General features: G+C 35.7%; 21 protein-coding genes, 1 tRNA gene and 1 pseudogene. 9 read left to right on the top strand and 14 right to left on the bottom strand.

From position 1 onward, the window contains the following. Positions 1-51: 51 nt before the first annotated feature. From pseI to tviB, 10 genes are read right to left on the bottom strand one after another with little or no spacing between them, the layout of a single operon-like run. Positions 52-1,083 (bottom strand): pseudaminic acid synthase, encoded by a 1,032-nt coding sequence (pseI, locus tag ABWH96_RS04080; protein WP_375580224.1) that lies wholly within the window; start codon positions 1,081-1,083, stop codon positions 52-54. Next, on the bottom strand, positions 1,083-1,793 hold the full coding sequence (locus ABWH96_RS04085; RefSeq protein ID WP_375580225.1) for a PIG-L deacetylase family protein: 711 nt from the start codon (positions 1,791-1,793) through the stop codon (positions 1,083-1,085). Before ABWH96_RS04085 ends, pseI begins: the two co-directional genes overlap by 1 nt. Next, complete coding sequence (locus ABWH96_RS04090) at positions 1,771-2,451, bottom strand: formyltransferase family protein (protein WP_375580226.1); 681 nt, start codon at positions 2,449-2,451, stop codon at positions 1,771-1,773. Before ABWH96_RS04090 ends, ABWH96_RS04085 begins: the two co-directional genes overlap by 23 nt. After that, positions 2,448-3,455 carry a GNAT family N-acetyltransferase gene (locus ABWH96_RS04095; RefSeq protein WP_375580227.1) on the bottom strand — a complete coding sequence of 336 codons (1,008 nt, stop codon included), beginning with the start codon at positions 3,453-3,455 and terminating at the stop codon, positions 2,448-2,450. The genes ABWH96_RS04090 and ABWH96_RS04095 overlap by 4 nt, the downstream gene beginning before the upstream one ends. After that, positions 3,442-4,125, bottom strand: a complete 684-nt coding sequence (gene pseF, locus ABWH96_RS04100; RefSeq protein WP_375580228.1) for a pseudaminic acid cytidylyltransferase — start codon at positions 4,123-4,125, stop codon at positions 3,442-3,444. The genes ABWH96_RS04095 and pseF overlap by 14 nt, the downstream gene beginning before the upstream one ends. Continuing rightward, the gene (gene pseC / locus ABWH96_RS04105; protein WP_375580229.1) at positions 4,122-5,306 is read right to left on the bottom strand and encodes a UDP-4-amino-4,6-dideoxy-N-acetyl-beta-L-altrosamine transaminase; all 1,185 of its coding nucleotides are present in this window, start codon (positions 5,304-5,306) and stop codon (positions 4,122-4,124) included. Before pseC ends, pseF begins: the two co-directional genes overlap by 4 nt. Then, positions 5,303-6,319, bottom strand: a complete 1,017-nt coding sequence (gene pseB, locus ABWH96_RS04110; protein WP_375580230.1) for a UDP-N-acetylglucosamine 4,6-dehydratase (inverting) — start codon at positions 6,317-6,319, stop codon at positions 5,303-5,305. The genes pseC and pseB overlap by 4 nt, the downstream gene beginning before the upstream one ends. Next, entirely contained in the window at positions 6,316-7,308 is a 993-nt protein-coding gene (locus ABWH96_RS04115) for a UDP-glucuronic acid decarboxylase family protein (protein ID WP_375580231.1), read from the bottom strand. Before ABWH96_RS04115 ends, pseB begins: the two co-directional genes overlap by 4 nt. A 5-nt stretch (positions 7,309-7,313) precedes the next feature. Further along, positions 7,314-8,612, bottom strand: a complete 1,299-nt coding sequence (locus tag ABWH96_RS04120; protein WP_375580232.1) for a UDP-glucose dehydrogenase family protein — start codon at positions 8,610-8,612, stop codon at positions 7,314-7,316. A gap of 18 nt (positions 8,613-8,630) precedes the next feature. Next, positions 8,631-9,914, bottom strand: a complete 1,284-nt coding sequence (gene tviB / locus ABWH96_RS04125) for a Vi polysaccharide biosynthesis UDP-N-acetylglucosamine C-6 dehydrogenase TviB (RefSeq protein ID WP_375580233.1) — start codon at positions 9,912-9,914, stop codon at positions 8,631-8,633. Positions 9,915-10,421: 507 nt separating this feature from the next. Here tviB and ABWH96_RS04130 point away from each other — a divergent pair. From ABWH96_RS04130 to pyrF, 4 genes are all read left to right on the top strand, one after another. Next, positions 10,422-10,497, top strand: a tRNA-His gene (locus ABWH96_RS04130). Between the two features lie 426 nt (positions 10,498-10,923). Next, a complete protein-coding gene (locus ABWH96_RS04135; protein ID WP_375580234.1) occupies positions 10,924-13,401 on the top strand; it encodes a DNA translocase FtsK 4TM domain-containing protein in 2,478 nt (825 codons plus the stop codon). 18 nt (positions 13,402-13,419) lie between these two features. Continuing rightward, positions 13,420-14,055 carry an outer membrane lipoprotein carrier protein LolA gene (locus tag ABWH96_RS04140; RefSeq protein WP_375580235.1) on the top strand — a complete coding sequence of 212 codons (636 nt, stop codon included), beginning with the start codon at positions 13,420-13,422 and terminating at the stop codon, positions 14,053-14,055. Between the two features lie 52 nt (positions 14,056-14,107). After that, the gene (gene pyrF / locus ABWH96_RS04145) at positions 14,108-14,923 is read left to right on the top strand and encodes an orotidine-5'-phosphate decarboxylase (protein WP_375580236.1); all 816 of its coding nucleotides are present in this window, start codon (positions 14,108-14,110) and stop codon (positions 14,921-14,923) included. Between the two features lie 51 nt (positions 14,924-14,974). Here the strand turns inward: pyrF and ABWH96_RS04150 are convergent. Continuing rightward, positions 14,975-16,277: pseudogene (locus ABWH96_RS04150) on the bottom strand (ammonium transporter). A gap of 859 nt (positions 16,278-17,136) precedes the next feature. Then, positions 17,137-17,937 carry a nucleoside triphosphate pyrophosphohydrolase gene (gene mazG / locus ABWH96_RS04155; RefSeq protein ID WP_375580237.1) on the bottom strand — a complete coding sequence of 267 codons (801 nt, stop codon included), beginning with the start codon at positions 17,935-17,937 and terminating at the stop codon, positions 17,137-17,139. A gap of 132 nt (positions 17,938-18,069) precedes the next feature. On the opposite strand from mazG, the gene ABWH96_RS04160 reads away from it, so the two are divergent. The 3 genes from ABWH96_RS04160 to ABWH96_RS04170 all read left to right on the top strand — a co-directional run bounded on the left by ABWH96_RS04160 (position 18,070) and on the right by ABWH96_RS04170 (position 20,431). Beyond that, positions 18,070-18,291 carry a hypothetical protein gene (locus ABWH96_RS04160; protein WP_375580238.1) on the top strand — a complete coding sequence of 74 codons (222 nt, stop codon included), beginning with the start codon at positions 18,070-18,072 and terminating at the stop codon, positions 18,289-18,291. Between the two features lie 158 nt (positions 18,292-18,449). Then, positions 18,450-19,184, top strand: a complete 735-nt coding sequence (locus ABWH96_RS04165) for a head GIN domain-containing protein (protein WP_375580239.1) — start codon at positions 18,450-18,452, stop codon at positions 19,182-19,184. A gap of 176 nt (positions 19,185-19,360) precedes the next feature. Further along, positions 19,361-20,431 (top strand): alpha/beta hydrolase family protein, encoded by a 1,071-nt coding sequence (locus tag ABWH96_RS04170; RefSeq protein WP_375580240.1) that lies wholly within the window; start codon positions 19,361-19,363, stop codon positions 20,429-20,431. 80 nt (positions 20,432-20,511) lie between these two features. Here the strand turns inward: ABWH96_RS04170 and ABWH96_RS04175 are convergent, their stop codons facing one another. After that, positions 20,512-21,057 (bottom strand): inorganic diphosphatase, encoded by a 546-nt coding sequence (locus ABWH96_RS04175; protein ID WP_375580241.1) that lies wholly within the window; start codon positions 21,055-21,057, stop codon positions 20,512-20,514. 89 nt (positions 21,058-21,146) lie between these two features. Between ABWH96_RS04175 and ABWH96_RS04180 the strand changes: the two genes are divergently transcribed. Beyond that, positions 21,147-22,037: a mechanosensitive ion channel family protein gene (locus ABWH96_RS04180; RefSeq protein ID WP_375580242.1), complete on the top strand. Its 891-nt coding sequence runs from the start codon at positions 21,147-21,149 to the stop codon at positions 22,035-22,037. 287 nt (positions 22,038-22,324) lie between these two features. Next, a complete protein-coding gene (locus tag ABWH96_RS04185) occupies positions 22,325-23,206 on the top strand; it encodes an SMP-30/gluconolactonase/LRE family protein (RefSeq protein WP_375580243.1) in 882 nt (293 codons plus the stop codon). A 133-nt stretch (positions 23,207-23,339) separates the two neighbouring features. On the opposite strand, the gene ABWH96_RS04190 is transcribed toward ABWH96_RS04185, so the two are convergent. Next, positions 23,340-26,201: a TonB-dependent receptor domain-containing protein gene (locus ABWH96_RS04190; protein WP_375580244.1), complete on the bottom strand. Its 2,862-nt coding sequence runs from the start codon at positions 26,199-26,201 to the stop codon at positions 23,340-23,342. Between the last annotated feature and the right edge of the window lie 159 nt (positions 26,202-26,360).

A 26,360-nucleotide genomic window follows, 5' to 3' on the forward strand; every position in this document is an offset into this window, starting at 1 on the left:
GTTAATAGAAGTTTATTCATTTAATCTATTACGCTTAATAGTGTATCATTTTTAATTTAAAGGATCCATTCTATCTCCTTTATTAAAGCTTTTTTTAGCAGTATTTCCTATAATCTCATTGTAATGCTTAGGATGCAATCCAAAACCTGGACGAATACTTTTTACATTTTCATGCGTAAACTTCTCACCCTTTTTAATATCTTTTACCACATACAAAGAGCGAGAGAATACCTTTCCCTTTTTTTGTTTTTCAGTTAGTGAATAATTTACTTTTCCAATGGCTTTTTCAGCTTCTCTAACTGCTGTCACCATCTCTGTAAATTCCTTTTCATCCAGAGAAAAAGAAGCATCGGCCTCTCCAACTGAATGATTTAAGATAAAATGCTTTTCTATAATCTTTGCTCCAAAGCAGGTCGCTACAATTGGGACTGTACTCCCCATCGTATGATCTGAAAGTCCTGAAATAACATTATATCGTTCTGCCAAATCTTTTACCATTACCATGTTTGCCTCCTCTATTGGAGCAGGATAACTAGAGGTACATTTAAGCAAGGCAATGTCATTATTCCCCATTCTTTTGCAAGCGTCCAAAGCTAGTTCAATATCTTCCTTTTCCGCTATACCAGTTGAAAGGATGACGGGCTTACCTTTTGAAGCAACATATTCTATCAATGGAATATCTGTTATTTCAAATGAAGCAATTTTATAGGCAGGGGCATTAAGATTTTCCAGAAAATCAACTGCGGTTTTGTCAAAAGGAGATGAAAAGCAAACCAGCCCTTCCTCAGCCGCAGCTTTAAATAATGCTTCATGCCATTCCCAGGGAGTGTAAGCTTCCTGATACAATTTATAAAGATTTTTACCATCCCAAACAGTGCCTTTGATTTTAAAATCATCCTTTTCGCAATCTATAGTCATTGTGTCGGCAGTATAAGTCTGTAGCTTAATTGCATCAGCTCCCGTCCTTTTAGCAGCTTTTATTGTTTCAATTGCAGTTTCTAGACTCCCATTATGGTTAGCTGATAATTCAGCTATTATAAATACGGGAGACTCTTTAGTTATATTGAAATTATCTATTTTCATTATTCTATCATTCTAATTATTTGAAATGCTTCAGCATATGGTTTTCCAATTGCTACTCCCCACCTTTGTGCCTGTATTTTGAGTGCTTCAGGTGATCTGGGATGTGGATATTTTCTTTTCTCAAATTCATAACTCTCCATCCCCTTTATTTTAGCATCTAAATTTGATTCCTTTACACCTATAAAAAAATTAGGTATAAAATGCCTCGGGTCAGAAGATGCTCTCCATTCAGTACCCGATGGGGTTTCAAAAGTGATTATACTTTTTACATTTTCTGTTTCCATAGGTCTGCATGCTGTTAAAACTGCCTCAAAAGTTCTTTGATGGTCAACATTAACATCTCCACCATGATGTGTAAATATAACATCCGGCTCAAATGATGCTTTTTCTTTCTCAATCACTTTAATAATATCCAATAAAGCCACCGTATCGAATCTGTTATCTGGGAAATCATAGATACTTACTGAATCGTATCCAATAGCTGATTGTGCCGCTTTGATATTTTTTCGATGGGTTTCAAGTGCTTCAGCCCATTTTTCAACATCTCTTTGATCAGATCTTGAAGTTATCCCTTCTCCCAATATTACAACATGCGTTTTAACATTAAAATCATCTATGATTCGATTCATTGAGGCTCCCAAGCCTAAAAGCTCATCATCAGGATGAGCAACAACTATCAATATCCGCTTATTTTTTAGTGATTCTAACATCTGCGATTAATTTTTCTCCTGATTTAAGACTAGCTCTTGAAAATTCAAATTTAAAGAACTCTGTTTCCAAATAGGCGTTTGGATAACCTTCAGCATCCAGCATTCTTATATAGTCAAAAACTTCTTCAACTGATTTCAACTGACTAATATCACCATCGCTAGGTTTTCTTCTTTTAAAAACCTCACTTTCTCCTATTTGAGGCACAGGCTTTATATTCTTAGTAATAATTTCTGATATCATTTCACCGATTGTATCAGTAGCTCTAAGAAATATTTCTTCTGCTGTACCTAATAGAGATAAATCTTTTTTTATATATATGTCTCCAGTATCTAAGCCTTCTTCTACTTTTATGGCTGAAATCATGGTGTTTTTATAACCTCTGACTATTAGGTTTTGTAAAGGACTCCCTCCTCTTCCAAAAGGTAAATCCGTCATATGGAATAAAATACATTCAAAATTATCAAAAATAGTATCAGGAATTATATAAGACCAATGAGGGATAAATATTTTATCAGGATTTAATGACCGAATATTTTCATATTGAAACTGATTTTGATCATGTATTAATAACCATTCAATATTGCTATGCTTTTGTTTAAGATTATCTAACAGCTTAACATTCCATTTTTTACTACTCAAGATTATATATCTACTCATAATTTTTCATACTTATATTGAAATACTAATTCATTATTCTGTTTATAAGTATCAATGAGTTTGAACCCACATTTTTCAAAAGTCTTTGCAGAAGCTTTATTATCACTTTTCACTTCAGCGACTAAGGGTGATTCATTAACAGAATCCTTAATAGCATTCACCATTTTGGTACCATAACCCCGTCCTCTATATTCCTTGGATATTGAATAATCGATAAACCATTCAGAATTAATTTTATCTAATCGCATCTGGCCTACTGGAGTGTCTTGTTCATAAAATATAAATATCTTGCAGTTTTTATCTTTTAGTTTTTTTTCAAACCATTTTTTATGTCCTTCCCAGGATATATCGTCACTATTAAAGGAATTTTGTCTTACTTCTTTATCATTTACCCATTCAAACAAAAGTTCAACTTCTTTATTTGTTGCTAATGAATAACTCAACTCCATGTTCTTTTGAAATTTTGAATGAATTAACACATCAATAAATTCATTATTAAATCGTGCATGACCCTTTAAAACCGCTTCTTTTTTAAAGTCTCTCTCTGATAATGCAGTATAAAGTCGTGGCCTTAAATCAAATGCATAAGTATAAATTTTGTGCAAGCCTAATTCTTTAAATGCCACTTCTTCTATTAAAGCTAAATAGGTACTCCAGTGAAATTCAAAATGCTCTTTTTCCAATGAGGTTTCCATCACAAAAGAAATTTCCGCATTTTTATCAGTCCAATTGATATGCACCAATCCGCCATAACCTATGCATTGGCCATCTTTCAGGTAAGAAAAAAGTATCTGTCCTGGTTGTTCTTGGTCAAATAATTTGGCTATTACCTCATTAAAATAGTTGTCCTGCCCTTCTTTGGTAAGTGGCCTATCTTGACGCAGATGATAGATTTGCTCATTACGCCACTGCATGATGGCGTATCGGTCTTCCATTCTGATGGGTGCGATTGCATAGCCATCAGATTCAAATTTTTGTTGTGATAAAACTTTATAAGAGTTCATACTTCAATTCTGCCAATTTCCAATCTACCAGGGTGTCAATATCCTGCACTTCAGTTGCTCCCAAAACAATACAGGATGTTCGATCTCCAAATAACGTCTTATCTTTTTTAAAGCTTTCAACATTAAACCAGTACCATTGCCCTGCATCATGATAAACGGCTTCCAAATCTTGGGATCGTTTATCGAGGTTTTCAGGCCAAACCATTTTGAACTCATCGTTATTAGTTTTTTTAAGCCCTCTCCAAATAGGGTAAGAAAATTCCACTGATGAAAAAACTGTACTGAAATTCCCATCAATCAATTTCTCAAATCCCACTTTTAGCTTATCTGCTTTAATCAAAGGAGCTGTAGGATAGATGCAGCAAGCGTAATCATACTCTTTTCCTTTAACCTTATATTCTTCTAAAACCTCTATCAAAACGACTGAGGTTGTAGCAAAATCATCAGCATTTTCGGTTGAACGCATAAAAGGTACTTTAGCCCCAAATTTTTGAGCAATTTCAGCAATCTCAGGATCATCAGTAGAAACCATTACTTCATCGAATAAATCAGACTTTAAAGCAGTTTCGATAGAATGAGCTATGATAGGTTTTCCCAGAAAATCTTTGATGTTTTTTCTAGGGATTCTTTTACTTCCTCCCCTTGCTGGTATAATGCACAAGTTACTCATTTATAATATTCAGTAATTTTATCGATTACAAATTGTTGTTCTTCATCAGTCAAAGTCGGAAACATAGGCAAACTAATACAATGCCTATAATAAGTCTCTGCTATTGGCCTATCTCCTACTTTCCATCCAAACTGTCTGTAGTAAGGCATTAAGTGAGTAGGGATATAATGAATTTGAGCAAATATTTTATTCGTTCTTAAATGATTGTAGAGACCCAGTCTGTCCTCGACTTCAATAACATATAAATGATAGGCATGACCTTCTACTACACCTGATTGATCTTTGATAAAGTCTTTCCCTTCGAATGCATTGAAATATTTCTTAGCTATATCCCTTCTTCTTTCTAATCCTTCATCAGCTCTTTTTAATTGGCTTAAGCCTAAAGCTGCTTGAAAGTCTGTTAAACGGTAATTATACCCTAACTCCTGCATTTCCATGTACCAGGCAGGATAATCACTTTCACCACCTGCAAATTCAATGGAATTTTCATAAGAACTTTCATCCTTTGTGATGCCGTGGGTCCTAAGCTTTAAAAGCTTTTTATATAAGTCAACATCATTAGTGGTGATCATTCCCCCTTCCCCAGCAGCAATATGCTTGACAGGGTGAAATGAGAAAATCGCCAAATCAGCAAATTCACCATTTCCGCAGTTTTGTTTCTGTCCTTTACTATCTGTAAAGTATCCTCCTGGAGAGTGACAGGAATCCTCAATTATCCATAAGTCAAATTCATCCGCCAACTTTCTAAAAGCTTCCAGATCTACCGCTCTACCGGCAAAATCTACTGGGATAATGCCTTTATAAGTACCTTTAGACGAAGCCTCAAGAAGTTCCCTTACTTTATTAATATCTAATAAATATGTTTCAGGATCAATATCAGCAAAAACTACTTCACCACCACAATACCTTATACAATTGGCAGAGGCAGCAAAAGTAATTGGGGTAGTAATTACTTTATCACCCTCTTTTATATTTAGGGCAAGGCAATTTAAATGCAAAGCTGCTGTGCCATTAGCAACGGCAACTGCATATTTAGATCCTACATATTGAGCGAAAGCATCTTCAAATTCCTTAATTTTAGGACCTTGAGTAAGATAGTCTGATTGCAAGGTTTCCACTACTGCCTGAATATCAGTCTCTGTAATGTATTGCTTTCCGTATGGAATTACTTGTTGGCTCATACTTCAAAAGTAGGGTCTACATGTTCTTTAATAAGAGTACGTAAACTTTCAATAGTTTCCCACTCCTCATTTTCACCAGAGTTATATTGAAAACCTTTTTTTACCTTTTTGGCATTAAACTGTTTAATATAATCCTCTAACTTCCATTTATGAGTTGCTGGTAAAATGGTATAATATTTCCCCAAGTCATAAGTATAATATGAATCAGATGAAGTGATCATTTCTTCATGAACTTTCTCTCCTGGTCTGATTCCCACTTCAGGTTTTTCGCATTCAGGACCAATAGCCTCGGCTACGTCAGTAATTTTATATGATGGTATTTTAGGAACAAATAATTCTCCTCCCCAGGCATGTTCCAATGCATGCATAACCATATCTACACCCCCTTGAAGTGAAATATTAAAACGAGTCATATCTGGGTCTGTTATAGGTAAAACGCCCTCTTTCCTTTTATTTAAGAAAAATGGGATGACAGAACCATTGGAGCCCATTACATTGCCATATCTAACTACAGAGAATTTTATTGGATTATCACCTTTGATATTGTTAGCGGCTATAAATAACTTATCAGAAGTTAATTTAGTAGCACCGTAAAGATTGATAGGTGCGCATGCTTTATCTGTTGATAGAGCTACCACTCGTTCCACTTTTGTGGCAAAACAAGCATCAATCACATTTTGTGCTCCATTCACATTTGTTTTAATGCACTCATCAGGGTTATATTCAGCAATAGGAACATGCTTCATAGCAGCTGCATGTATGACATAATCGATGCCTTGCATAGCCCTTCTTAATCTTTCTCCATCTCTTACATCCCCAATAAAAAACCTTATTTGAGGGTAATCTTTATGTGGGTATTCCTGAGCCATTTGAAATTGTTTTTGCTCATCTCTTGAAAAAATGACAACCCTCTTAACACTTGAGTGGTTTTCGAAGATGTGCTTGGTTAATGCTTTCCCTAATGAACCCGTTCCTCCCGTTATTAAAACTGCTTTGTTTTTAAGTATGCTCATTTTATTATATATTTTTCAAAATCTTTATGCTCTTTTTGGAACAATTTTTCTTTGTCAAGAGATTTAAAGTATTCGTAAGTAATTTTTAAACCTTCTTGCCTGCTGACCTTTGGCTCCCAGCCCAATAGTTCTTTTGCTTTGGTAATATCTGGCTGCCTTTTCTTAGGATCATCTTTTGGAAGATCTTTATATACCACTTTTTGCGTAGTCCCCGTCAATTTAATGATTTCCTCAGCAAATTCCGAGATCGTGATCTCATCAGGGTTCCCTACATTTACTGGATGAGTGTGATCACTCAACAATAGTCTATAAATCCCTTCTACCAAATCATCTACATAGCAAAACGAGCGGGTTTGAGAGCCGTCTCCAAAAATGGTCAAATCTTCTCCTCTTAAAGCTTGCCCAATAAATGCAGGCAACACCCTACCGTCATTCAGCCTCATTCTTGGGCCATAGGTATTGAAAATTCTTACTATTCGTGTTTCCAATTGATGATAAGTATGGTATGCCATCGTAATGGATTCCATAAATCGCTTGGCTTCATCATATACTCCACGAGGACCAATCGGATTAACATTTCCATAGTAATCTTCTGTTTGTGGGTGAACCAATGGATCACCATACACTTCAGACGTTGAGGCCACTAAAATCCTAGCCTTTTTATCTTTTGCAAGTCCCAATAAATTGTGCGTACCATGCGCCCCTACCTTCAAGGTTTGAATCGGTATTTTCAAATAATCAATAGGGCTGGCAGGAGATGCAAAATGTAAAATATATTTTAAATCACCGGAAACGTGCACATACTTGGAGACATCATGATGATAGAATTCGAAATTTTCATTCCCCATCAAATGGGCTATGTTGTCCATTGACCCTGTAATCAGGTTATCCATCCCAATTACATCATAGCCCTCTTTTATAAATCGGTCACACAAATGTGAACCCAAAAATCCTGCTGCCCCTGTAATTAATATTCGTTCTTTAGCCATAGCCATTATCTTCCTATACTAAAATAAGTAAAGCCTAATTCTTTCATATGCTCTACTTCATATAAATTCCTACCGTCCAAAATCAACGGCTCTTTCAGTTCTTTTTTGATTTCATTGAAATCAGGTGTTCTGAAAACTGGCCATTCCGTCATAATCATCAAGGCATCCGCTCCTTTTAATGCTTCACTTGGGTTTTTGGAATAAACAATCTTATCACCCAATTGTCCTTTTACATTCTCCATCGCCTCTGGATCGTAGGCCTGAACCTTTGCCCCTGCTGCTAATAAAGCTTCAATATTATACAATGCCGGTGCTTCCCTGATATCATCCGTATTAGGTTTAAACGCTAATCCCCACATGGCAATGGTCTTGCCTTTTAAGTCATTTTTGAAATAACCGTTCAAATTATCCATCAAGCGGGTTTTTTGGGTGGTGTTCACTTCCATTACCGCATTTAGTATCTTAAAATCATAATTGGCATCCTTAGCCGATTTTGCCAATGCCTGGACATCTTTTGGAAAGCAACTCCCTCCATAGCCAATTCCAGCAAATAAAAACCTCTTACCGATCCTGGTATCGGTTCCGATCCCTTTCCGAACCATATCAACGTTGGCGCCCAATAGTTCGCAAATATTGGCAATCTCGTTCATGAAGGTAATCTTGGTGGCCAAAAATGAGTTGGCTGCATATTTGGTCAACTCAGCTGACTTTTCATCCATAAAGATGACAGGATTGCCTTGCCTTACCAACGGTGCATACAATCTTTCCATGATCTTGGTAGCCCGTTCAGATTGGGTCCCGATCACAACCCTCTCAGGTTTCATGAAATCATCTACGGCCACTCCTTCTCTCAAGAATTCGGGATTGGAAACCACATCGAAATCCACTTTTGCATTGTTTGCAATAGCAGCATGCACTTTGTCTGCCGTCCCTACCGGCACTGTACTTTTATCCACCACGACTGCATAATTCTCCAGAATATGACCCAAATCATCGGCCACTTTCAACACATATTGCAAATCAGCGGCCCCGTCTCCTCCCGGAGGTGTTGGTAATGCCAAGAAAATGACCTCAGCTCCTTTAATTCCCTCTGCAAGATCAGTGGTGAAATCCAGTCTGTTTTGTTTTACATTTCTTTCAAAGATTACTTCAAGGCCAGGCTCGTATATGGTTACTTTTCCTGACTGTAATTTTTTAACTTTTGCTTCATCTATATCCACACAAGTAACCTGATTGCCGGTCTCCGCAAAACATGTCCCCGTTACTAATCCTACATAACCTGTGCCTATTACTGCTATTTTCATTAATTATTATTGTAAATATTATAATCTTTTATTAACCAATCTTCTCTCAAAAAATCCTTTAATGTCATAAGTGACTCCATTTTCATTCAAATGGTTGGATAAATTGAAATCTTTAAATTCTTTGTGTGAAACTGCTAAAACAATAGCATTATAATCGGAGTTTGGGTTATCAATTAAATTAACTCCGTACTCAAGTTTAACCTCTTCTTTATCCGCTTGTGGGTCGTAGGTTTCTACTTCAATACCGTAAGATTGCAGTTCCTTGATCACATCTATTACTTTACTGTTTCTGATGTCAGGACAATTCTCTTTAAAAGTAATCCCCATAACTAATGCTCTTGAGCCCTTAATTACGGATCCTTTTTGAGCCATTAGCTTTACAACAGAACTGGCAACGTGAGCACCCATATTATCATTTATCCTTCTACCCGCTAAGATAACCTGCGGATGATAGCCTAATGCTTCCGCTTTGTGAGTAAGATAATATGGATCAACTCCTATACAATGCCCGCCTACCAGTCCTGGTTTAAACGGTAAGAAATTCCATTTAGTACCTGCTGCTTCCAGTACATCGGCAGTATCAATGCCCATTTTATCAAATATCAAAGCTAGCTCATTCACGAAAGCAATATTCAAATCTCGCTGTGAGTTCTCAATTACTTTTGCTGCCTCAGCTACTTTTATAGTTGCTGCTTTATGAGTTCCTGCCGTAATAATTTCTTTATATAATTGATCTACCTCTTCTGCAATTTCAGGAGTGCTTCCCGAAGTTACTTTTTTAATTGTAGGTAATCTATGCTCTTTATCTCCTGGATTAATTCTTTCGGGTGAATAACCACAAAAGAAATCTTGATTGAATTTCAAACCACTTTCTTTTTCCAAAATAGGGACACAATCATCTTCTGTACAGCCCGGATAAACTGTAGATTCATAAATTACGATATCGCCCTTTTTCAAAGTCTTGCCAACAGTGGCTGAAGCCATCTTTAAAGGAGTTAAATCTGGTTGTTTATATTCATTGATAGGGGTAGGGACTGTTACTATGTAAATCTGAGCTTCTGTTAAATCATTTATATCAGAAGTATAAGATAATTGACTGGCCTCTTTTAATTCATTTGAATCTACTTCTAAAGTTCGGTCGAATCCTTTAGAAAGCTCGTCAATACGCTTTTGATTAATGTCAAAGCCAATTGTGGGTCTTTTCTTTCCGAATTCTGCGGCTAAGGGTAGCCCCACATAGCCCAAACCAATTACTGCTATTTTTTTCATACTATAATCCAAATGAAGTGCAAAATTAGTCATTTTTGATTACTTAGGAAGTGAATGTGCTTTTTATCTTGAATGTATTCGAAAAGTGAAAGTTAGATTGGAAAAGTGAAATGTTAACAGCCAAAGGCTGAAAGGGGTAACCACGGAGTTGCACTGAGTTTTACACTAAGAACGCTGAGGACAGCCGAAGGCTGTTAATTTAACCACAAAAACAAAAGAAAACAAAAGTACAGCCAAAGGCTGTTTAAATAATTCTCGCAAAGGCGCAGAGCCGCCAAGTTTACGCAACGAAATAGTTATTAAGTTAGATCTTTATTAATTATCCTCCCATAACATTTCTAACTTCATTATATTCATATACTAATTAAAATCCTTTGCGGATTCTTTGCGCCCCTGCCTGCCGACAGCCAGGATAGCGTCTTTGCGTGAATAATCATACAGGCTTTGGCTGTCAAAGTCTTTCTTTAGCGAGAACCCAAAAATATTTCCTTATATACTTTTTTGAAATGAAATTTCCTTCTTACCTTTGTGAGCCAAAATGGTGGATGTAGCTCAGTTGGTTAGAGTATCGGTTTGTGGTACCGAGGGTCGTGGGTTCGAGCCCCATCTTCCACCCATTATACAATAGCTCAAGTCTTAAATGGTTTGGGCTATTTTTTTTCTCAAATCTCATTTTCTCAATTCTTTCTTTTAAATAGACAATTGACAAATTCGATTGAAATCGAATCAGTTGACAAAATTTAATCTCGATCTTATATGGAAAGTCCAAGCGAGTCGTTTAAACCAAAGAGAGATTTATATCACTAGAAAAAAATAGGTGTTACCACCATTTCCATTAATACTTAAATCAAAAATCTCATTTGCATTCGATAAATCAAATTAAAATGCAAAGGATAATCCGTGCATTTTCCCCCCATTTGGGGGAAATAAAAAAGGGGGCTTTGATTATTCCCTCTCAATAGCAAAAATTCTAATTGAAGATTCGTATTTTGCGGTTAAATTGAATTTATGCAATTTTACTGTCGCTTAGTCAGCAAACTCTATGGCAAAGAATACTTATAAATCTAATACTTTTAAAAAAGGAGATAAGGAGAAGAAATCCACCAAATTAAATTTCCAATGGAATTTTCTGAAGGACAGAAGATTGCATCTGGCTTTTGGGTTCTTTTTGTTAACCTCCTCCATTTTTTTATTTACTGCTTTTGTCTCCTATTTATTTACAGGAAAAGCTGACATGAGTGTATTGCAGTCTGTTTCTGAAACGGGTGTTAAAGCTTCTGGATCAGAAATGGATAACTGGTTGGGGCTTTTAGGGGCGCAGTCAGCTTATTATTTTATCTTCAAATGGTTTGGACTGGCTGCCTTTCTCATTCCACCTTTTCTATTTTTAGCTGGTTATCGTATAACTTTCAATAAGGCGATTTTCTCCATCAAAAGTGCATTCACTTTTATGGTATTTTTCCTTTTTTGGTTCAGTTTGCTGTTGGGCTTTATGGTGTTTGAATCGGGAAAAATAACTGCTTTCTCCTTTTTATGTGGTGGAATAGGATATGAATTAGCAGTGCTTTTCAATAGCCTTTTTGGATGGGGAACTTATTTAGTTCTAATCCTTTCTTTATTAATATTTATTGTTTTCTATTTTAATGTAACCACTTTACTATTCTTTAATTCTAAATCAGCTAATGAAGATCAAATAGCTGATGGGGATGAAAAAGTAAGTTTTTCTGAAGAAAAGAAGCATGTACATCAAACTGAAACGGAAAAGGCTACCGATGAACTAAAAGATGAATTTGAACAAGAGGAAGAGTCTTTGGATGATGCAAGCACTTGGACTGTAGCGGAACAAAAACCTAAAAAAACACCACCGCAAGAAGAACTGACCATGGAGGTGGAAAACACCTTAGAAAATAAAGTTGTTCAGGAAGAGCCTCCTCAAAAGGAAGAGAAGCCGGAAATGGAAGTAGAGGAATCTGATTTTGATGAGAAATTAGGTAAAAAGGTAGAGAATTATGACCCTACATTGGATTTGTCCTCTTATAAATATCCAACATTAGATCTTTTAGCAGATCATGATTCAGGGAAAGTGAAAGTCACCCAAGAAGAATTAGAAGCTAATAAAGATAAAATTTTGGAGACTTTGACCAACTTTAAAATCAAAATCCAAAGTATTAAAGCCACTATCGGGCCTACGGTAACACTTTACGAGATTGTGCCAGAAGCAGGAGTTAAGATTTCCAAAATCAAAAATCTGGAAGATGATATTGCCTTAAGCTTGGCTGCTCTTGGAATCAGGATTATTGCACCAATCCCAGGGAAAGGAACAATCGGTATTGAGGTTCCAAATAAGAATCGCGAGATGGTGAGCATGAAATCGGTATTGGCTACTGATAAATTCCTAAAAAGCGATAAGGAATTACCCATCATTATGGGTAAAACCATTAGTAATGATGTGTTTATTGCTGATTTGGCTAAAATGCCTCACTTGCTCATGGCAGGAGCCACAGGTCAGGGTAAATCAGTAGGTTTGAACGTAATGCTGGCTTCCTTGATTTACAAAAAACATCCATCTCAGCTTAAGTTTGTCTTGGTTGATCCTAAAAAGGTGGAATTAACCCTTTTCAATAAATTGGAAAGACACTTTTTAGCGATGTTACCTGGCACGGAAGAGCCAATTATTACAGATACCAAAAAGGTGGTGAATACATTGAATTCACTCTGTATCGAGATGGATAACCGCTATGATTTATTGAAAGATGCCGGATGTAGAAATTTGAAAGAATACAACACAAAATTTGTCAACAGGAAATTAAATCCTGAAAAAGGACATAAATTTTTGCCTTACATTGTGTTGGTAATTGATGAGTTGGCGGATTTAATGATGACTGCAGGAAAAGAGGTAGAAACTCCAATAGCTAGATTGGCTCAATTAGCTCGTGCGATTGGTATTCATTTAATTATTGCTACGCAGCGACCTTCAGTTAATGTTATTACTGGTATCATCAAAGCGAATTTCCCCGCTCGTTTATCTTTTAGGGTGACATCCAAAATCGATTCCAGAACAATCTTGGATACAGGTGGATCCGAACAGTTGGTCGGAATGGGAGATATGTTGCTTTCTCAAGGATCCGATTTGATCCGTTTGCAATGTCCTTTTATTGATACCCCTGAAATTGATGAGGTTGTAGAATATATAGGCAATCAAAGAGGTTATGAACGAGCCTATCAGTTACCTGAATTCTCAGGTGATGATGACGATAGTAAAGTAGGAGAGGTGGATTTATCCGAAAGAGATGCTTTATTTGATGAAGCTGCTAAATTAATTGTATTGCATCAACAAGGAAGTACCTCTTTGATTCAAAGAAAATTAAAATTAGGCTATAATAGAGCAGGCAGATTAATTGACCAACTTGAAGCTGCTGGAATAGTGGGCTCATTTGAAGGAAGCAAGGCTCGGGAAGTATTAATTCCTGACGAATATAGTTTGGAACAATTATTGAACAATATCGATAACAATCATTAGAATAGAATAGATAAAGACATGAGAAAAATCACAATAATTATGATGCTATGTATTTATAGCATTACCGCACTCGCACAAAATGATCCAAAAGCGAAAGAAATCTTGGATAAAATGAGTACTAAATACAGTAATATAACAGGCTTTACTGCTACTTTTACCCAAACGCTAGAGAATAAAATGGAAGATATCACCGATACTTTCAAAGGAGAAATCGTAGTGAGTGGTGATAAATTTAAGGCAGATGTTGCAGGGCAATTAATCGTTAATAATAACGAAACAGTCTGGACTTATCTTAGGGATGCCAACGAAGTGACCATCAATGATTATGATGAAGAAGCTGGTGAGATGAATCCTAGTAAAATTTATAAGGCTTATCAAGAAGGCTATAAATATTTGTACATGGCTGGAGAGGGTACAGCTCAATATCATGTAATTGATTTGGTTCCAGAAGATAAGGATGAGTCATTTTACAAAATCAGATTGAAAATAGACAAGAAAACCAATTTATTGGACAAATGGACGATATTCGATAGAGCAGGAAATATTTTCAATTATGAAGTGACCAATTTTAAAGAAGATAGTTCTCTAACGGACGAGGACTTTACTTTTGATCCATCTGATTATCCAGATATTGAAGTTTTAGATTTTAGATAATTTTTAATTTAAATCCACAAGGTTTTCAATACCTTGTGGGTTTTTATCATTTATGAACTACCAGAAACTCTCCCGCCAAATTAAAACTAAGTCAAGCTATCTTTGTGTTGGCTTGGATACGGATATCAACAAAATCCCACAACATCTTTTAAAAGAGAAAGACCCTATTTTCGAATTCAATAAGCAGATTATTGATGCTACGATTGATTATGCTGTGGCTTACAAGCCCAATATTGCATTTTATGAGGCTCTGGGCATAAAAGGTTGGGAAAGCTTACAAAAGACTATAGAATACCTACCGAAAGATGTTTTTACGATAGCAGATGCCAAAAGAGGCGATATTGGCAATACCTCCAAAATGTACGCAAAAGCATTTTTTGAACAGATGAATTTCGATTCCATCACTGTAGCTCCATATATGGGCAGTGACTCCGTTGAGCCTTTTCTAGAATTTGAAGATAAATGGGTAATCTTGCTTGCATTAACTTCCAATGAAGGCGGGAAAGATTTTCAGTTTGAAGAATTGAAATCCGGGGAGACACTTTATCAAAAAGTATTGGAAGTTTCTCAAAACTGGGGAACGAAAGAAAACCTGATGTATGTAGTGGGAGCTACCCGCTCAAAAGAATTCCAAGAAATCCGAAAATCAGTTCCTAACCACTTTTTGTTGGTGCCAGGTGTAGGTGCTCAAGGTGGTGATTTGGAAGAGCTTTCAAAATATGGTTTGAATGAAAATGGTGGGTTGCTAGTAAATTCTTCAAGAGGAATTATTTACTCCTCAACAGATAAAGATTTTGCACAGTCAGCTGGGGCAGCAGCAAAAGCTATTCAATTGGAAATGGAAGGCTATTTACAGAAATTTATTTAGCAAAGCCTAAACTTTTACTGTCAAAGTTTAGGCTTTGCTATTTTTATTTGGCTATTCATAAGTAATGGTATAACCCCTAATCCCATGTTCATGACTATCTAATCCTTGTTCTTCATGTTCTTTGGAAACTCTCAATCCGATAATTCTCTTCAACAAATAAAACAAGATGATGGCACATCCGAATGCAGCAGCACCACAAACAGCCACTCCAATTAATTGATTTAAGAATTGGTCCCAACCGGCTTTTGCTCCAAATACACCTACTGCTAAAGTTCCAAAAATTCCACAGGTCAGGTGAACAGAAACCGCACCAACTGCATCATCTAATTTCAATTTATCTAGTCCAATAGCTGAAAGTACCACCAAGTTTCCGGCTATAAATCCAATTAATAGCGATAAACCTGGAGTCATTAAATCCGCTCCGGCCGTAATTCCGACCAATCCAGCTAAGGTTCCATTAAGTGACCATCCCCAAGTCTAATCTTTTGAAGGTGAGATAGCCCATTACAAAGCCTCCTAAGGCACCAGCTGCTGCCGCTAGAGATGTATTCATTATGACTAAAGAAGTGGCCTGAGGTTCTGCAGAAAGCACAGAGCCACCATTAAACCCAAACCAGCCAAACCATAGCAAAAATACACCAATAGTTGCAAGTGGCACGCTAGAGCCTTCTTTATCAACTACTTTCCCGTTTACATATTTCCCTATTCTTGGGCCTAAAACTATAATGCCGGCCAAAGCACCCCATCCGCCAACGGAATGAACCAAAGTCGAACCTGCAAAATCGTAAAAGCCCATGGCATCTAAAGCACCACCGCCCCATTGCCAACTTCCTATGGCTGGATAAACAAAGCCAACAAATATGATGGTGAAAATGAAATAAGCTGAAATTTTAATCCTTTCTGCTACTGCACCAGAAACTATAGTTGCTGCTGTAGCAGCAAACATAGCTTGAAATAAGAAATCTGTCCAATAGGTATAATTTTGATTATAATCTAAACCCGCGAAATCATCTAGGAAAAAACCGTTGAAATCAAACCAACCTGGGCCGTCTGCAAATTCAGGATACATTAGATTAAAGCCAATTATAGTATAGGAAACTAATCCAATGGCAGGAGTTAAAGTATTCTTGAAAAGAATATTCACCGTATTTTTTGATTGGGTAAATCCAGCCTCTACACAGGCAAAGCCTAAATGCATGATGAATACCAGAGCAATGCAGAGCATCATCCATAAATTATTTACAGTTAAAATCTCTAGGTTGATTTCTGAAGCTTCCGTAGCGGTGCTTCCAAGATTAGCTGCTAATAAGGGTAAAAATAGACCCTGAATAGATGGTAAAAATGATAATTCCATAAAATTAGGTTTGATTTAAATCCAAATTTATGAAAAAATACAAATATGAAAATGTTTTGGGGTGGAATTTTAACGGATTTAGGATTTAAATGGGAATTATTCTATTAGAAGGGTTTAATTATGGCTTAAAAAATTGAATATCTTGAAAAGTGGCTTAAGTTTGGTTCACTTTTAGACCTCCGCTGATATGAGCTGGGATTATTCTCCACAATACTCTTACCATAAATACTCAAAAGTTTTCCCAAAGTTCCATCGGAACGAACTTACGGTAACTGTAATCAAGATAAATTACAATAGTTCTGTAGGAACGACCTTATATTAGGAGAGTAAATGTATTTAGGTTATATTGAAAGCATGTAGGCGATAAGGTCGCTCCTACGGAGCTTGAGATTGGCCACACAGTTTCAGTTACCATAATTAGGCCCCGATGGGCCGTAAACAGGTAAGCTTTGGTATTATGACTGGACTCAGAATAGTTTAATACCTCGCTAGTGTAAATTTCCCATCTCGCTGGCGCAAGCACAATGTCTTTAAGTTAAGATTTTATTAAGCCTCATCCTTAGACTTTCATTGAAATGGTGACGGGAATTCGCTCTGACGCTTTTGTAAAATAGATTTGAAATGCTGAATTATCCCATTCACTGAAAATTTAATACGAGATTCCCAGCGTCTGACCAATATTAATGAATTTTTAAAAAGTGATATCTTCAATTATCGGTCAGACGATTCCAACCGTCAGACTAAGAGCTGAGATATTTTTAAATACCTAATCCTTAATACTTTTCATTAGTTAGCATGTTGGAGTATTGACTTAACTTAACGGCATTGGGTGCGAGCTTCCCAGCTCGTGCCAATTTTTTTATAGTTTCTTAGCCTTTTCCCAATAAACATCCATTTCCTCTAGACTCATTTCTGAAATTTGTTTGCCTTCTTTTTTGCTTTCCGCTTCTAAGTAATTAAATCGCTTTATGAATTTCTTATTGGTTTTTTCTAGTGCCTCTTCAGGATTAATTCCAGCAAAGCGCGCATAATTAATCAAGCTAAACATCAAATCACCAAATTCCTCAGTAGCTTTTTCCTGATTGCCTGCTTCTTCCTCTGTTTTAAATTCTTGAATTTCTTCCTCTACTTTTCCCCAAACCTGCTCTTTTTTATCCCAATCAAAACCCACGCCCCTGGCTTTTTCTTGTATTCGAATAGATTTAATCAATGCTGGTAAAGATTTCGGAACACCACCCAATACGGATTTATTGCCTTTTTCCTTTAGTTTAATTTTCTCCCAGTTTTCTTTTACTGCTTGTTCATCATTGGCTTCCACATCTGAATAGATATGAGGATGGCGGTTGATCAATTTATCCGAAATCCCATTGAGTACATCGGCCATGTCAAAAGCTTTTTGCTCATCTGCCATACGAGCATAAAAAACCATATGGAGCATAATATCGCCCAACTCTTTTCTGATTTCTTCCAAATCATTTTCCAGAATAGCATCCGATAATTCAAAGGTTTCTTCTATAGTCAAGTGACGTATGCTTTCAATGGTTTGCTTTTTATCCCATGGACATAAATTTCGAAGCTGATCCATGATAGTGAGCAGTCTGTCAAAAGCTTGCAGTTTCTCTTCTCTTCTTGCGTCTGGGTATTTTTGGACTTCTTTCATATTGTTAATGTAATGGAATTGAGAAAAGCACAAGTTAAGAAACTTTGCTTTCTTAGTAGGCGTTATGAAAATAGAATGTTAAATTTGTGAATGGATTATCAGGGCAGCTAAATTGCCCTTAAAATTAAAAATATGACTACTTTTTTATTAGCAATCGGATTAATTGGAGCGTTTTTTATTTTAATGTCAGTTAGATTGATATTTATAAAAAATGGAGAATTCAAAGGAACTTGTGCATCTCAGAGTCCATTTTTGAATAAAGAGGGCGAAGCTTGCAGTTTTTGTGGTAAACAACCTGGAGAAAAGTGCGCAAATCCAGATTCTGAAGTTAACAAAGTATTGAATAAATTCTAAATATCGAGTTATATAAAAATTACAAAGCACAGTAAAAGTAATTTGCTGTGCTTTTTTTATGCTCTTGTTTTAAAGAGAGGTATCTAAAATATTTTTTTATCCTAATGCAACCTCTTCACTTTTCTCGCATCTTTACTGAGAAACTAACCCATAAAAACATGAAAAATTTAGTATTAGTCTTTATCCTTGCTCTTTTTGCTTGTCAAGTACAATCACAAGAAACGGAAACCCGCGCTTTATCAGATTTTACATCTGTTTCATCTTCTCAAAGTATTAGAGTCACATTGAAACAAGGCAGTGAACCAAAAGTAGAAGTAAGCACAACTGGTGAATTGGAAGATGTAGTTACTGATGTGAAAAATGGCAATTTGAAGATCGAGATGGAATCCAACAAAATTTTTAGAAATATTGAAGTGGAGGTAATTGTATATTTTCAGGAGCTAGAAAGCTTAAAAGCCAGTAGTTCATCCAGAATGATGTCTGATGATTTAATTGAAGCCAATAATTTGGAGATTAAAGGGTCAAGCTCCGCAAGAATGGACTTGAATGTAAAAGCCAACAATATTGAAGTGTCAGGCTCTAGTTCTGCACGTATTGCTTTATCAGCACAAGCTGTTAATATAGAAACCCAAGTAAGCAGTTCTTGCCGATTTAATTTAGATGGCAATGCAGATAATTTTGAGGCACAAGTAAGTAGTTCAGGAAGAATTGATGCTTCCGAATTCAGCTGTGAAAATGCTGATTTAGCAGCAAGTTCATCTGGAAGAATAGAGCTTAATGTTCAAGAGAAATTAATCGCCAAAGCTTCTTCATCAGGAAAAATTACGTACGGTGGCAAGCCAGCAATAGTGGATGCGAATACAGGTTCTGGAGGGAAAGTATCCAAAATGTAACCATCAAAATTCTAGATTCCTTTGAATCCTTAATCATGCTATGGCTTTTTTATTTAAAGTTAATCGCTAATTCTGCAAATATTAGTCATGGCGTGATTATAACCCTAATTTCCAACAATTAATAAAGTTTTTTGACGATTTTCGGGATTTATTATCTAAAATTCGAATAAAGAAGCATGAACTATAAAATATTTTTAATACTAGGAGTATTTATAATTACCCTTATTTCTTGTGGACCAAATGACGACTTTAAACAATTAAGCCATCAAGATTTCCTGGAAATCCATGATTTCAACATTGGACAAACGACTTTAAACCTGAAGGACAATGAAAGAAAGCGGCCAATTAAAGTGGAGATTTGGTATCCAACAAAAGACACAACTAAAGCTAACATAACAACTCAATATCCTTTTAAACTTCCCCCAACATCAAGAGATGCAGATTTAATTTCTGAAAAATTTCCTTTGGTTTTACTTTCACACGGTACAGGTGGGAATAGGATAAGTCAAATGTGGCTGGCCTGTGAATTAGTAGGAAATGGCTATGTTGTAGTGGCAGTTGATCACTATGGGAATACACTGGACAATAAAATCCCAGAAAACTTTGTTAAAGGCTGGGACAGGCCATTAGATATAAGTTTTACACTTGATGCCATTTTGAGTAATCCGAATTTCAATTCTATCATCGACACAACAAAAATCGGAATGGCAGGTTTTTCATTTGGTGGTTATACATCAATTGCTCTAGCAGGTGGAGAAATAGATTACAATCTACTCAAGGAATTCTCGAATACCGAAGAAGGAAAAGACGAGTTCGATTTACCAGAATTGGGAGATGTTTCAAAATTAATAACCCCAGAATTAATTGAAATAGGAAATACCGATTACAAAAATCTTAAAGACGATAGAATAAAAGCATTTGTCGCTATGGCACCTGCAATTGGACAAGGGTTCAAGAAAAAAGAGCAATTTTCTAATATTCAAAACCCTGTACTATTAATTGGGGCAAATAATGACAATAGGACACCAGTAGTTACGAATGCAAAGCATTATGCCAATTTGATAGAGGGCTCAGAATATGTTGAACTAGAGGGAGAAGTCGGACATTATATTTTTATGAATCAAGCAAAAAATGGATTAAAAAGAAATGCTCCTATGATTTTTAAGGATGATAAATCCATCGATAGAAAAGAAATACATAATAAAGTTGCTAAATACGTAGTTGATTTTTTTGATTCTGTAATGTAATTAAATGAATGCTAAAAGAAAAGGCTGACTAATTGAGATTTAGACAGCCTTTAATGTTTTTAGAGTAATACAAAAAGCCTTTATTTTCTAAAAGTTTTATCATAAAGTTCAATACTTTCTTGAATTACTTTGTGAGCTTCCTTTTTATCAAAGAAATCCTCTACTACCACTTTTTTGTTTTCAAGTTGTTTATAATCCTCAAAGAATCTTTGCATTTCTTTGGAGGTGTGTGGAGGTAAGTCATTAATATCATTCATATGATTTACGGACATATCATTAGCCGCAACTGCAATGATTTTATCATCGGCTTCTCCTTGATCAATCATTTTCATTACACCCAAAACCTTTGCTTTTACCATGCATAGCGGTGGTAATTCAATAGAAGTAATCACCATTATGTCCAATGGATCTTTATCATCGCAATAGGTCTGAGGAATAAAACCATAATTTGCCGGATAGTGAACAGAACTAAATAGCACTCTGTCCAACATTAAGTATCCTGTTTCTTTGTCCAACTCAAATTTACCCTTGCTGCCTTTAGAAATTTCAATTACGGCATTCACATACTCAGGCACCTCATCTCCGTAATGGATATCGTGCCAAGGGTTTCTTTTCTTATCTATCATCTTTAATTTGTAAAATATTTTTACAAAAATAAGGGATGAAGCTGAGAGCACCTACTTATAGTCTTATTAGATTGTTATAACTTTGTCATATGAACAAAAAATCTATTACCCCTACCATTAATCTAGAGCGAAAGAAAAGAATTTGGTTTTTGGTTAAAGCGATAGTCTTTATTGCTGCTCTTTTCGCCATAGATAATTTCAGAAATCAGATTCTGGCATTTGGTATTCCGGAACACTATCTCAAAGCATTAAGGCTTTACCTTTATGCAGACTTATGGATTTCTTTTATTAGGCTAGCAGTCGTTTTTTATTATCAACAAAAGCACAAATTATCCAAAGGGGTTAAAAGCAATTTTATTTTAGGGATAGATCATATTGCCAATATCTTGCACACTTTTGTGCTAATTGGGGCTATTCTACTCCTCTTTAATATCGATCCAATCAATCTAATTACTTCCTTAAGTATTGTAGCAGCAGCAATTGCCATTTTATCTAAAGACTATATTGCTAACATGATTAATGGTATGTTGATCATGTTTTCGGAGGAGGTGATGATTGGTGATGAGATTAAAATAGGGGAGGTAAAAGGTAAAGTGACCGATATCACTTTGGTGAACATGCATATTGTGAATGATGATGAGGATTTAATTTATATTCCAAATTCAATGGTCTTCACTTCTCAAATCTTTAACTATACCAAAAGATCAATTCGGAAAGTAAGTTTTGACTTTGATTTAAAAAATGAGCTTGCTACAGATGTGGCAGCTGTTGAAAAACATATAATTGATGCACTGAGTGAATACCATAAATATATTAAAGATGATAGTTATGTATTAAGAATTATCAAAATCAATGAAAATTTCACTTCTCTTAAATTTCAATTTGTCTTACACAGACATTCAGAAGTCCGTGAAAAAGATATAAGAAAAGCAGCTTTGAGGCATGTTTTAAAATATATAGGAGACGCTAAGCAAAAATAAATGCTATTATAGCCCCCAATCCCCAATTTTAGGTGTTTTTACCTAAAACCTATGGAATGCATCAGGCATTTCAACTCATAATTTTAGACAAGATACCAAAACTGGAAAGATAGCTTATTGAATCTGCCTTTAAGTCCAGTATGGACGACCTTATGGTAATTCTACCGACTTCACATTACCAAAGCCCCATAAGGGGCGACCTTATTCAAAAACATCTTATCAAAATACTGAAACACTTGCGATTGCAATCAGTTTTGTATCTTTATAACAAACCAACACAAAAAACTATGAAAAATACAGTATTCGTACTGGGTTTTGCATTGCTAATTTTTGCATGCCAACCCGCTAAAAAAGAAAATCAAGAAGAAGAAACACAAGAAAAAGAGGTTGTAGAACAATCAGCAGATCCTAAATTGGTGAAATTATGGGAAACAGACACTGTGATGACTACTTGTGAATCTGTTTTATTTGATGGAGAAGGAAGCAGATTGTTTGTGTCAAACATTAATGGTCAGCCATTGGATAAAAACGGTGAAGGATTTATCTCTATTTTAAACCTTGATGGGAGCGTTGAGGAATTAAAATGGGCTACTGGATTAAATGCACCAAAAGGAATGGGCATTTTTGATGGCCATCTTTATGTGACCGATATCGATAGAGTGGTAGCCATTGACTTGGAAACTGGTGAAGTAGCTAAAGAATTCACTCCAGAAAAAGCTGAATTCTTAAATGATATCACCACTTCTTCAAGTGCAGTTTACATCTCGGATATGGGCTTAGGCTTGATTCACAAAATTGAAAATGGAGAATTATCAACCGTAGCTGAAGGAGTTGAAGGTGTAAATGGCTTATTAAGCAAAGGAGATCATTTAATGACGTTGGACAAAAAGGGATTGAGGGCTTATGATTTAAGCAAAAATAAATTCTCTATGGTGAATGATTCCGTAACAGGTGGAGACGGTTTAACCATGCTAAATGATGAAACTTATATTGCCAGCAGATGGCAGGGAGAAATTTATCATGTGGCTGGTAATAAAGCTACTTTGTTATTAGACACTAAAGCAGAAGAATCTCAAACTGCCGATATCGGTTTAAATGCTGAGAAGATGATCGTTTACGTGCCTACCTTTTTTAAGAATAAGGTGGTAGCTTATCAGTTGGAGAAATAATAAAGAGATAGTGTATTTCAATAAAAACCCGCAAGGTTCAGATTGGCCTTGCGGGTTTTTGTTTTATCTTAATGAAAAAAAGCTTCCGAGTTGCCTCAGAAGCTTTTTTATAATTAAATAAGTCAACCTAAACTTAAAATCTTCTTGAATACTTAATCCGGAAAGATCTGCCAGGGTTTCTGCTGAATTCAATTTGATCTTCAGCATTGAAGGAACTAAAAACTCTTTCCTGAACGTCTCCTAAAATATTATCTACCCTAACTCCAATTTTGTTCTTACCATCGATACCAAAGGCTTTACTTACATTGAAGTTCAAGCTATGGAATGGAACTGTATAGGTACTTGGCGTTCTGTTAACGCCAACGATTGCTAGAGTAGGTCCCTGCACATTATATGCTAAACTTGATTCAAAACCAGACTCAAAATCTACATAATCTATTCCTACATTGGCAATATAAGGAGGTTGTCCCAAGAAATCTCTTCTATCAGAATACTCTTCTCCAGTTCTTAAACCATTTTTGGTGCCTTCTGCCTCCGTTTCGTTCCTTTCGATAAATGAATTTGCATAAGTAAAATTACCTTTGAATAAGAAATTTTGTAAAGCTGGTGTAATAAAAGCTAAGTTCTTTCTTAGTTCAAATTCTGCACCCATTATTTGACCATCACCTACATTTTGAGGTCTGACGTTGTCAGATTGAATATCGTCTCTAACCAGTTCAATAGGATTCACAAATCTCTTATAGAATACCCCTACTGAAACGGTTTGCCCTCTACTCATAAACATTTCGTATCTCAAGTCTAAATTATCAATATCTGTTTCGATAAGGTCTATATTACCTATGAAAGTTAAACCTGTTAATACATCAGGAATTTCTAAAGTAGATTTTTCTTTAAATGATGGTCTTGCTACTGTTTTGGAATATGACGCTCTTAAATTTGTATTTTCGAATGGTGAGTAAGTCAAGTTTAAAGATGGAAAAAGCTTCAATGATGATAAAACGTTCTCGTCTTCAAAAACTCTTGAGCCATTTTGGTTTTGACCAGTAAAGAACTGATCGTATTTCTCTGATCTAACTCCGACTATTGCTTTAATCTCATCAGTAAAAACTAGTTCGCTGCTCACATATGCACCAATAATATTAATACTTCCGTTGAATGCATTACTCGGTGTAAATCTCGTTCCAACATAGGTGCCAAATCGAGAGTCATCTATTCCTTCTTCTTCACCAATTATATTCTCAGGTAAAAATATTCTGTCTGCATCTCCATCAAGTTCCAGTAGGTTTTGGCTACCAAAGAAATCAACGCCAAAATCTTGAATTTCGTAATCTCTTTGTTTAAAGTCTTCACTAAAACCAAAATTGAATTTAGATTCATTACCATTGATATCGAAACCTTTTTTGAAATCAACTCTTCCACTGTAGTTTTGCTCATCAAGTAAACGCCAGATTCTTTGTGATTCTCCACCTTCTTGTGATTGGATAGCTAGGTTTCCTTCATCATCAGCTACTGTGAAAGGAGTGATTCTTACGTCTTTGTCTTCAACAGTTGAAAAAGTAGAAGCTAAAATCCAATCGATTTCGAAATTTCCTCTGTTAAAGCTATGAGTACCGTTTAAGGTCGCATTATTCATGATCCTCTCTGTATACTCTAAGTTGTTTAAAAAGGCAGTATATGAATTTGTTAAAGAAGCTGTCCTGGTCCTTTGCCCCGCTCTTGAAATACCGTTTTGTATTCTTAATACTTTAAGAGAGTATTTTGAGGCATCAGTTTTTAATGATAAACCTGCCAAACCACTTAATCTTGTATCTCTTGAGCTCAAAGACCCTTCGTAAATATTATCCGAAATCAATTCAAACTCATCAGCATCTTGAGGTCTTAAGTAGTATCCGTCAATTGCATTTTGATAGTGACTTGTACTTTTATTGTAATTTATAGCTACATTATAGCCTAATTTATAGGTGTTGATGTCAAATTGATTCCCTCTTGAGTATGAAGCACTCATATCCGGTAGATTATTACCATAAACATCTGCAGCCATGTTTGAATCGAATCTTCTGGTTACGTCACTTAGAAAGCGGATACTTTGTTCATCAGTCGGAATTGTACTTTGCAATTTTCCACCATCTAATTTAGCATTATAAGGTAGATCCCTTGTTCCGTCATCAATTCCTAAAAAATCTAAACCGCCACCTTGATAACTTCTAAAGTCTGATTGAAAATGCATTGAAGGATTATAGGTGGTACTAAATGAAAAACTAGAAGTCTTTTCTGATGGGAAATCTTTTAATTCTATATCAACTGTTCCTCCAACGAAATCAGCGTTTAATTCTGGAGTAAATGACTTATAGACAATAATATTGTTAATTAAGCTAGTAGGAAATATATCCATTTGAACAGCATTTTTATCAGGATCAAGTCCTGGTATATTCATTCTGTTTAAAGTGGTCTTAGTATATCTGTCTCCTAAACCTCTAACAAAAACATATTGTCCATCTTGGATAGATACTCCAGAAACACGTTTTACAGCTGTGGCAGCGTGGGAGTCACCGATTAATTTGAATGTTTCAGAAGATATGCCGTCCATAATGTTAGCGGACTTCTTTTTGACTGTAAGTAGCGCTGCTTCAGTTTCCCTAATAGCTTTAGCCTTTACTACAACTTCTTGCATTTGTTCGACAGATTCACCTAATCTAATCGTTCCTATTGCAGTAACTTCATCAGGTATTACTTCGATACCGCTGATTATTTTTGTCTCAAATGAAATAAAAGAAATTTTAAGATCGTAGGTTCCTGGATCTGCATTAAAGGAGAAAGCTCCCTCAAGATCTGTAGCTGCACCATTGGCTGTTCCATCAATAACCACGGAAACGCCAATCATTTCTTCACCTGTTTTGTTATCAATAACTTTACCTCTGATCGTTCCTTTTTGAGCCATCAGCAAGCTTGAGATAAATACAAGTGCGATAGTTAAAACTCCTAGTTTGATATTCATGATTTACTCTTATTAAATTTATAATGCAAAAGTAGCTAGAATTAAACTAGAGTAGTTTACCAGATAATTGTCTGTATGTTAATAATTTGTTAACCGAAATATTCTGTTAATATAGATACAAAAAAAATAGCCCTCAATTCTGAGAGCTATTTCCTTTAT

Source organism: Marivirga tractuosa, from assembly GCF_042140215.1.
GTDB lineage: Bacteria > Bacteroidota > Bacteroidia > Cytophagales > Cyclobacteriaceae > Marivirga > Marivirga tractuosa_A.

Excerpts from the sequence above, each read along its gene's own strand:
- pseI (WP_375580224.1), bottom strand. The coding sequence starts at position 1,083 with ATGAAAATAGATAATTTCAATATAACTAAAGAGTCTCCCGTATTTATA.
- ABWH96_RS04085 (WP_375580225.1), bottom strand. The coding sequence starts at position 1,793 with ATGTTAGAATCACTAAAAAATAAGCGGATATTGATAGTTGTTGCTCAT.
- ABWH96_RS04090 (WP_375580226.1), bottom strand. The coding sequence starts at position 2,451 with ATGAGTAGATATATAATCTTGAGTAGTAAAAAATGGAATGTTAAGCTG.
- ABWH96_RS04095 (WP_375580227.1), bottom strand. The coding sequence starts at position 3,455 with ATGAACTCTTATAAAGTTTTATCACAACAAAAATTTGAATCTGATGGC.
- pseF (WP_375580228.1), bottom strand. The coding sequence starts at position 4,125 with ATGAGTAACTTGTGCATTATACCAGCAAGGGGAGGAAGTAAAAGAATC.
- pseC (WP_375580229.1), bottom strand. The coding sequence starts at position 5,306 with ATGAGCCAACAAGTAATTCCATACGGAAAGCAATACATTACAGAGACT.
- pseB (WP_375580230.1), bottom strand. The coding sequence starts at position 6,319 with ATGAGCATACTTAAAAACAAAGCAGTTTTAATAACGGGAGGAACGGGT.
- ABWH96_RS04115 (WP_375580231.1), bottom strand. The coding sequence starts at position 7,308 with ATGGCTAAAGAACGAATATTAATTACAGGGGCAGCAGGATTTTTGGGT.
- ABWH96_RS04120 (WP_375580232.1), bottom strand. The coding sequence starts at position 8,612 with ATGAAAATAGCAGTAATAGGCACAGGTTATGTAGGATTAGTAACGGGG.
- tviB (WP_375580233.1), bottom strand. The coding sequence starts at position 9,914 with ATGACTAATTTTGCACTTCATTTGGATTATAGTATGAAAAAAATAGCA.
- ABWH96_RS04135 (WP_375580234.1), top strand. The coding sequence starts at position 10,924 with ATGGCAAAGAATACTTATAAATCTAATACTTTTAAAAAAGGAGATAAG.
- ABWH96_RS04140 (WP_375580235.1), top strand. The coding sequence starts at position 13,420 with ATGAGAAAAATCACAATAATTATGATGCTATGTATTTATAGCATTACC.
- pyrF (WP_375580236.1), top strand. The coding sequence starts at position 14,108 with ATGAACTACCAGAAACTCTCCCGCCAAATTAAAACTAAGTCAAGCTAT.
- mazG (WP_375580237.1), bottom strand. The coding sequence starts at position 17,937 with ATGAAAGAAGTCCAAAAATACCCAGACGCAAGAAGAGAAGAGAAACTG.
- ABWH96_RS04160 (WP_375580238.1), top strand. The coding sequence starts at position 18,070 with ATGACTACTTTTTTATTAGCAATCGGATTAATTGGAGCGTTTTTTATT.
- ABWH96_RS04165 (WP_375580239.1), top strand. The coding sequence starts at position 18,450 with ATGAAAAATTTAGTATTAGTCTTTATCCTTGCTCTTTTTGCTTGTCAA.
- ABWH96_RS04170 (WP_375580240.1), top strand. The coding sequence starts at position 19,361 with ATGAACTATAAAATATTTTTAATACTAGGAGTATTTATAATTACCCTT.
- ABWH96_RS04175 (WP_375580241.1), bottom strand. The coding sequence starts at position 21,057 with ATGATAGATAAGAAAAGAAACCCTTGGCACGATATCCATTACGGAGAT.
- ABWH96_RS04180 (WP_375580242.1), top strand. The coding sequence starts at position 21,147 with ATGAACAAAAAATCTATTACCCCTACCATTAATCTAGAGCGAAAGAAA.
- ABWH96_RS04185 (WP_375580243.1), top strand. The coding sequence starts at position 22,325 with ATGAAAAATACAGTATTCGTACTGGGTTTTGCATTGCTAATTTTTGCA.
- ABWH96_RS04190 (WP_375580244.1), bottom strand. The coding sequence starts at position 26,201 with ATGAATATCAAACTAGGAGTTTTAACTATCGCACTTGTATTTATCTCA.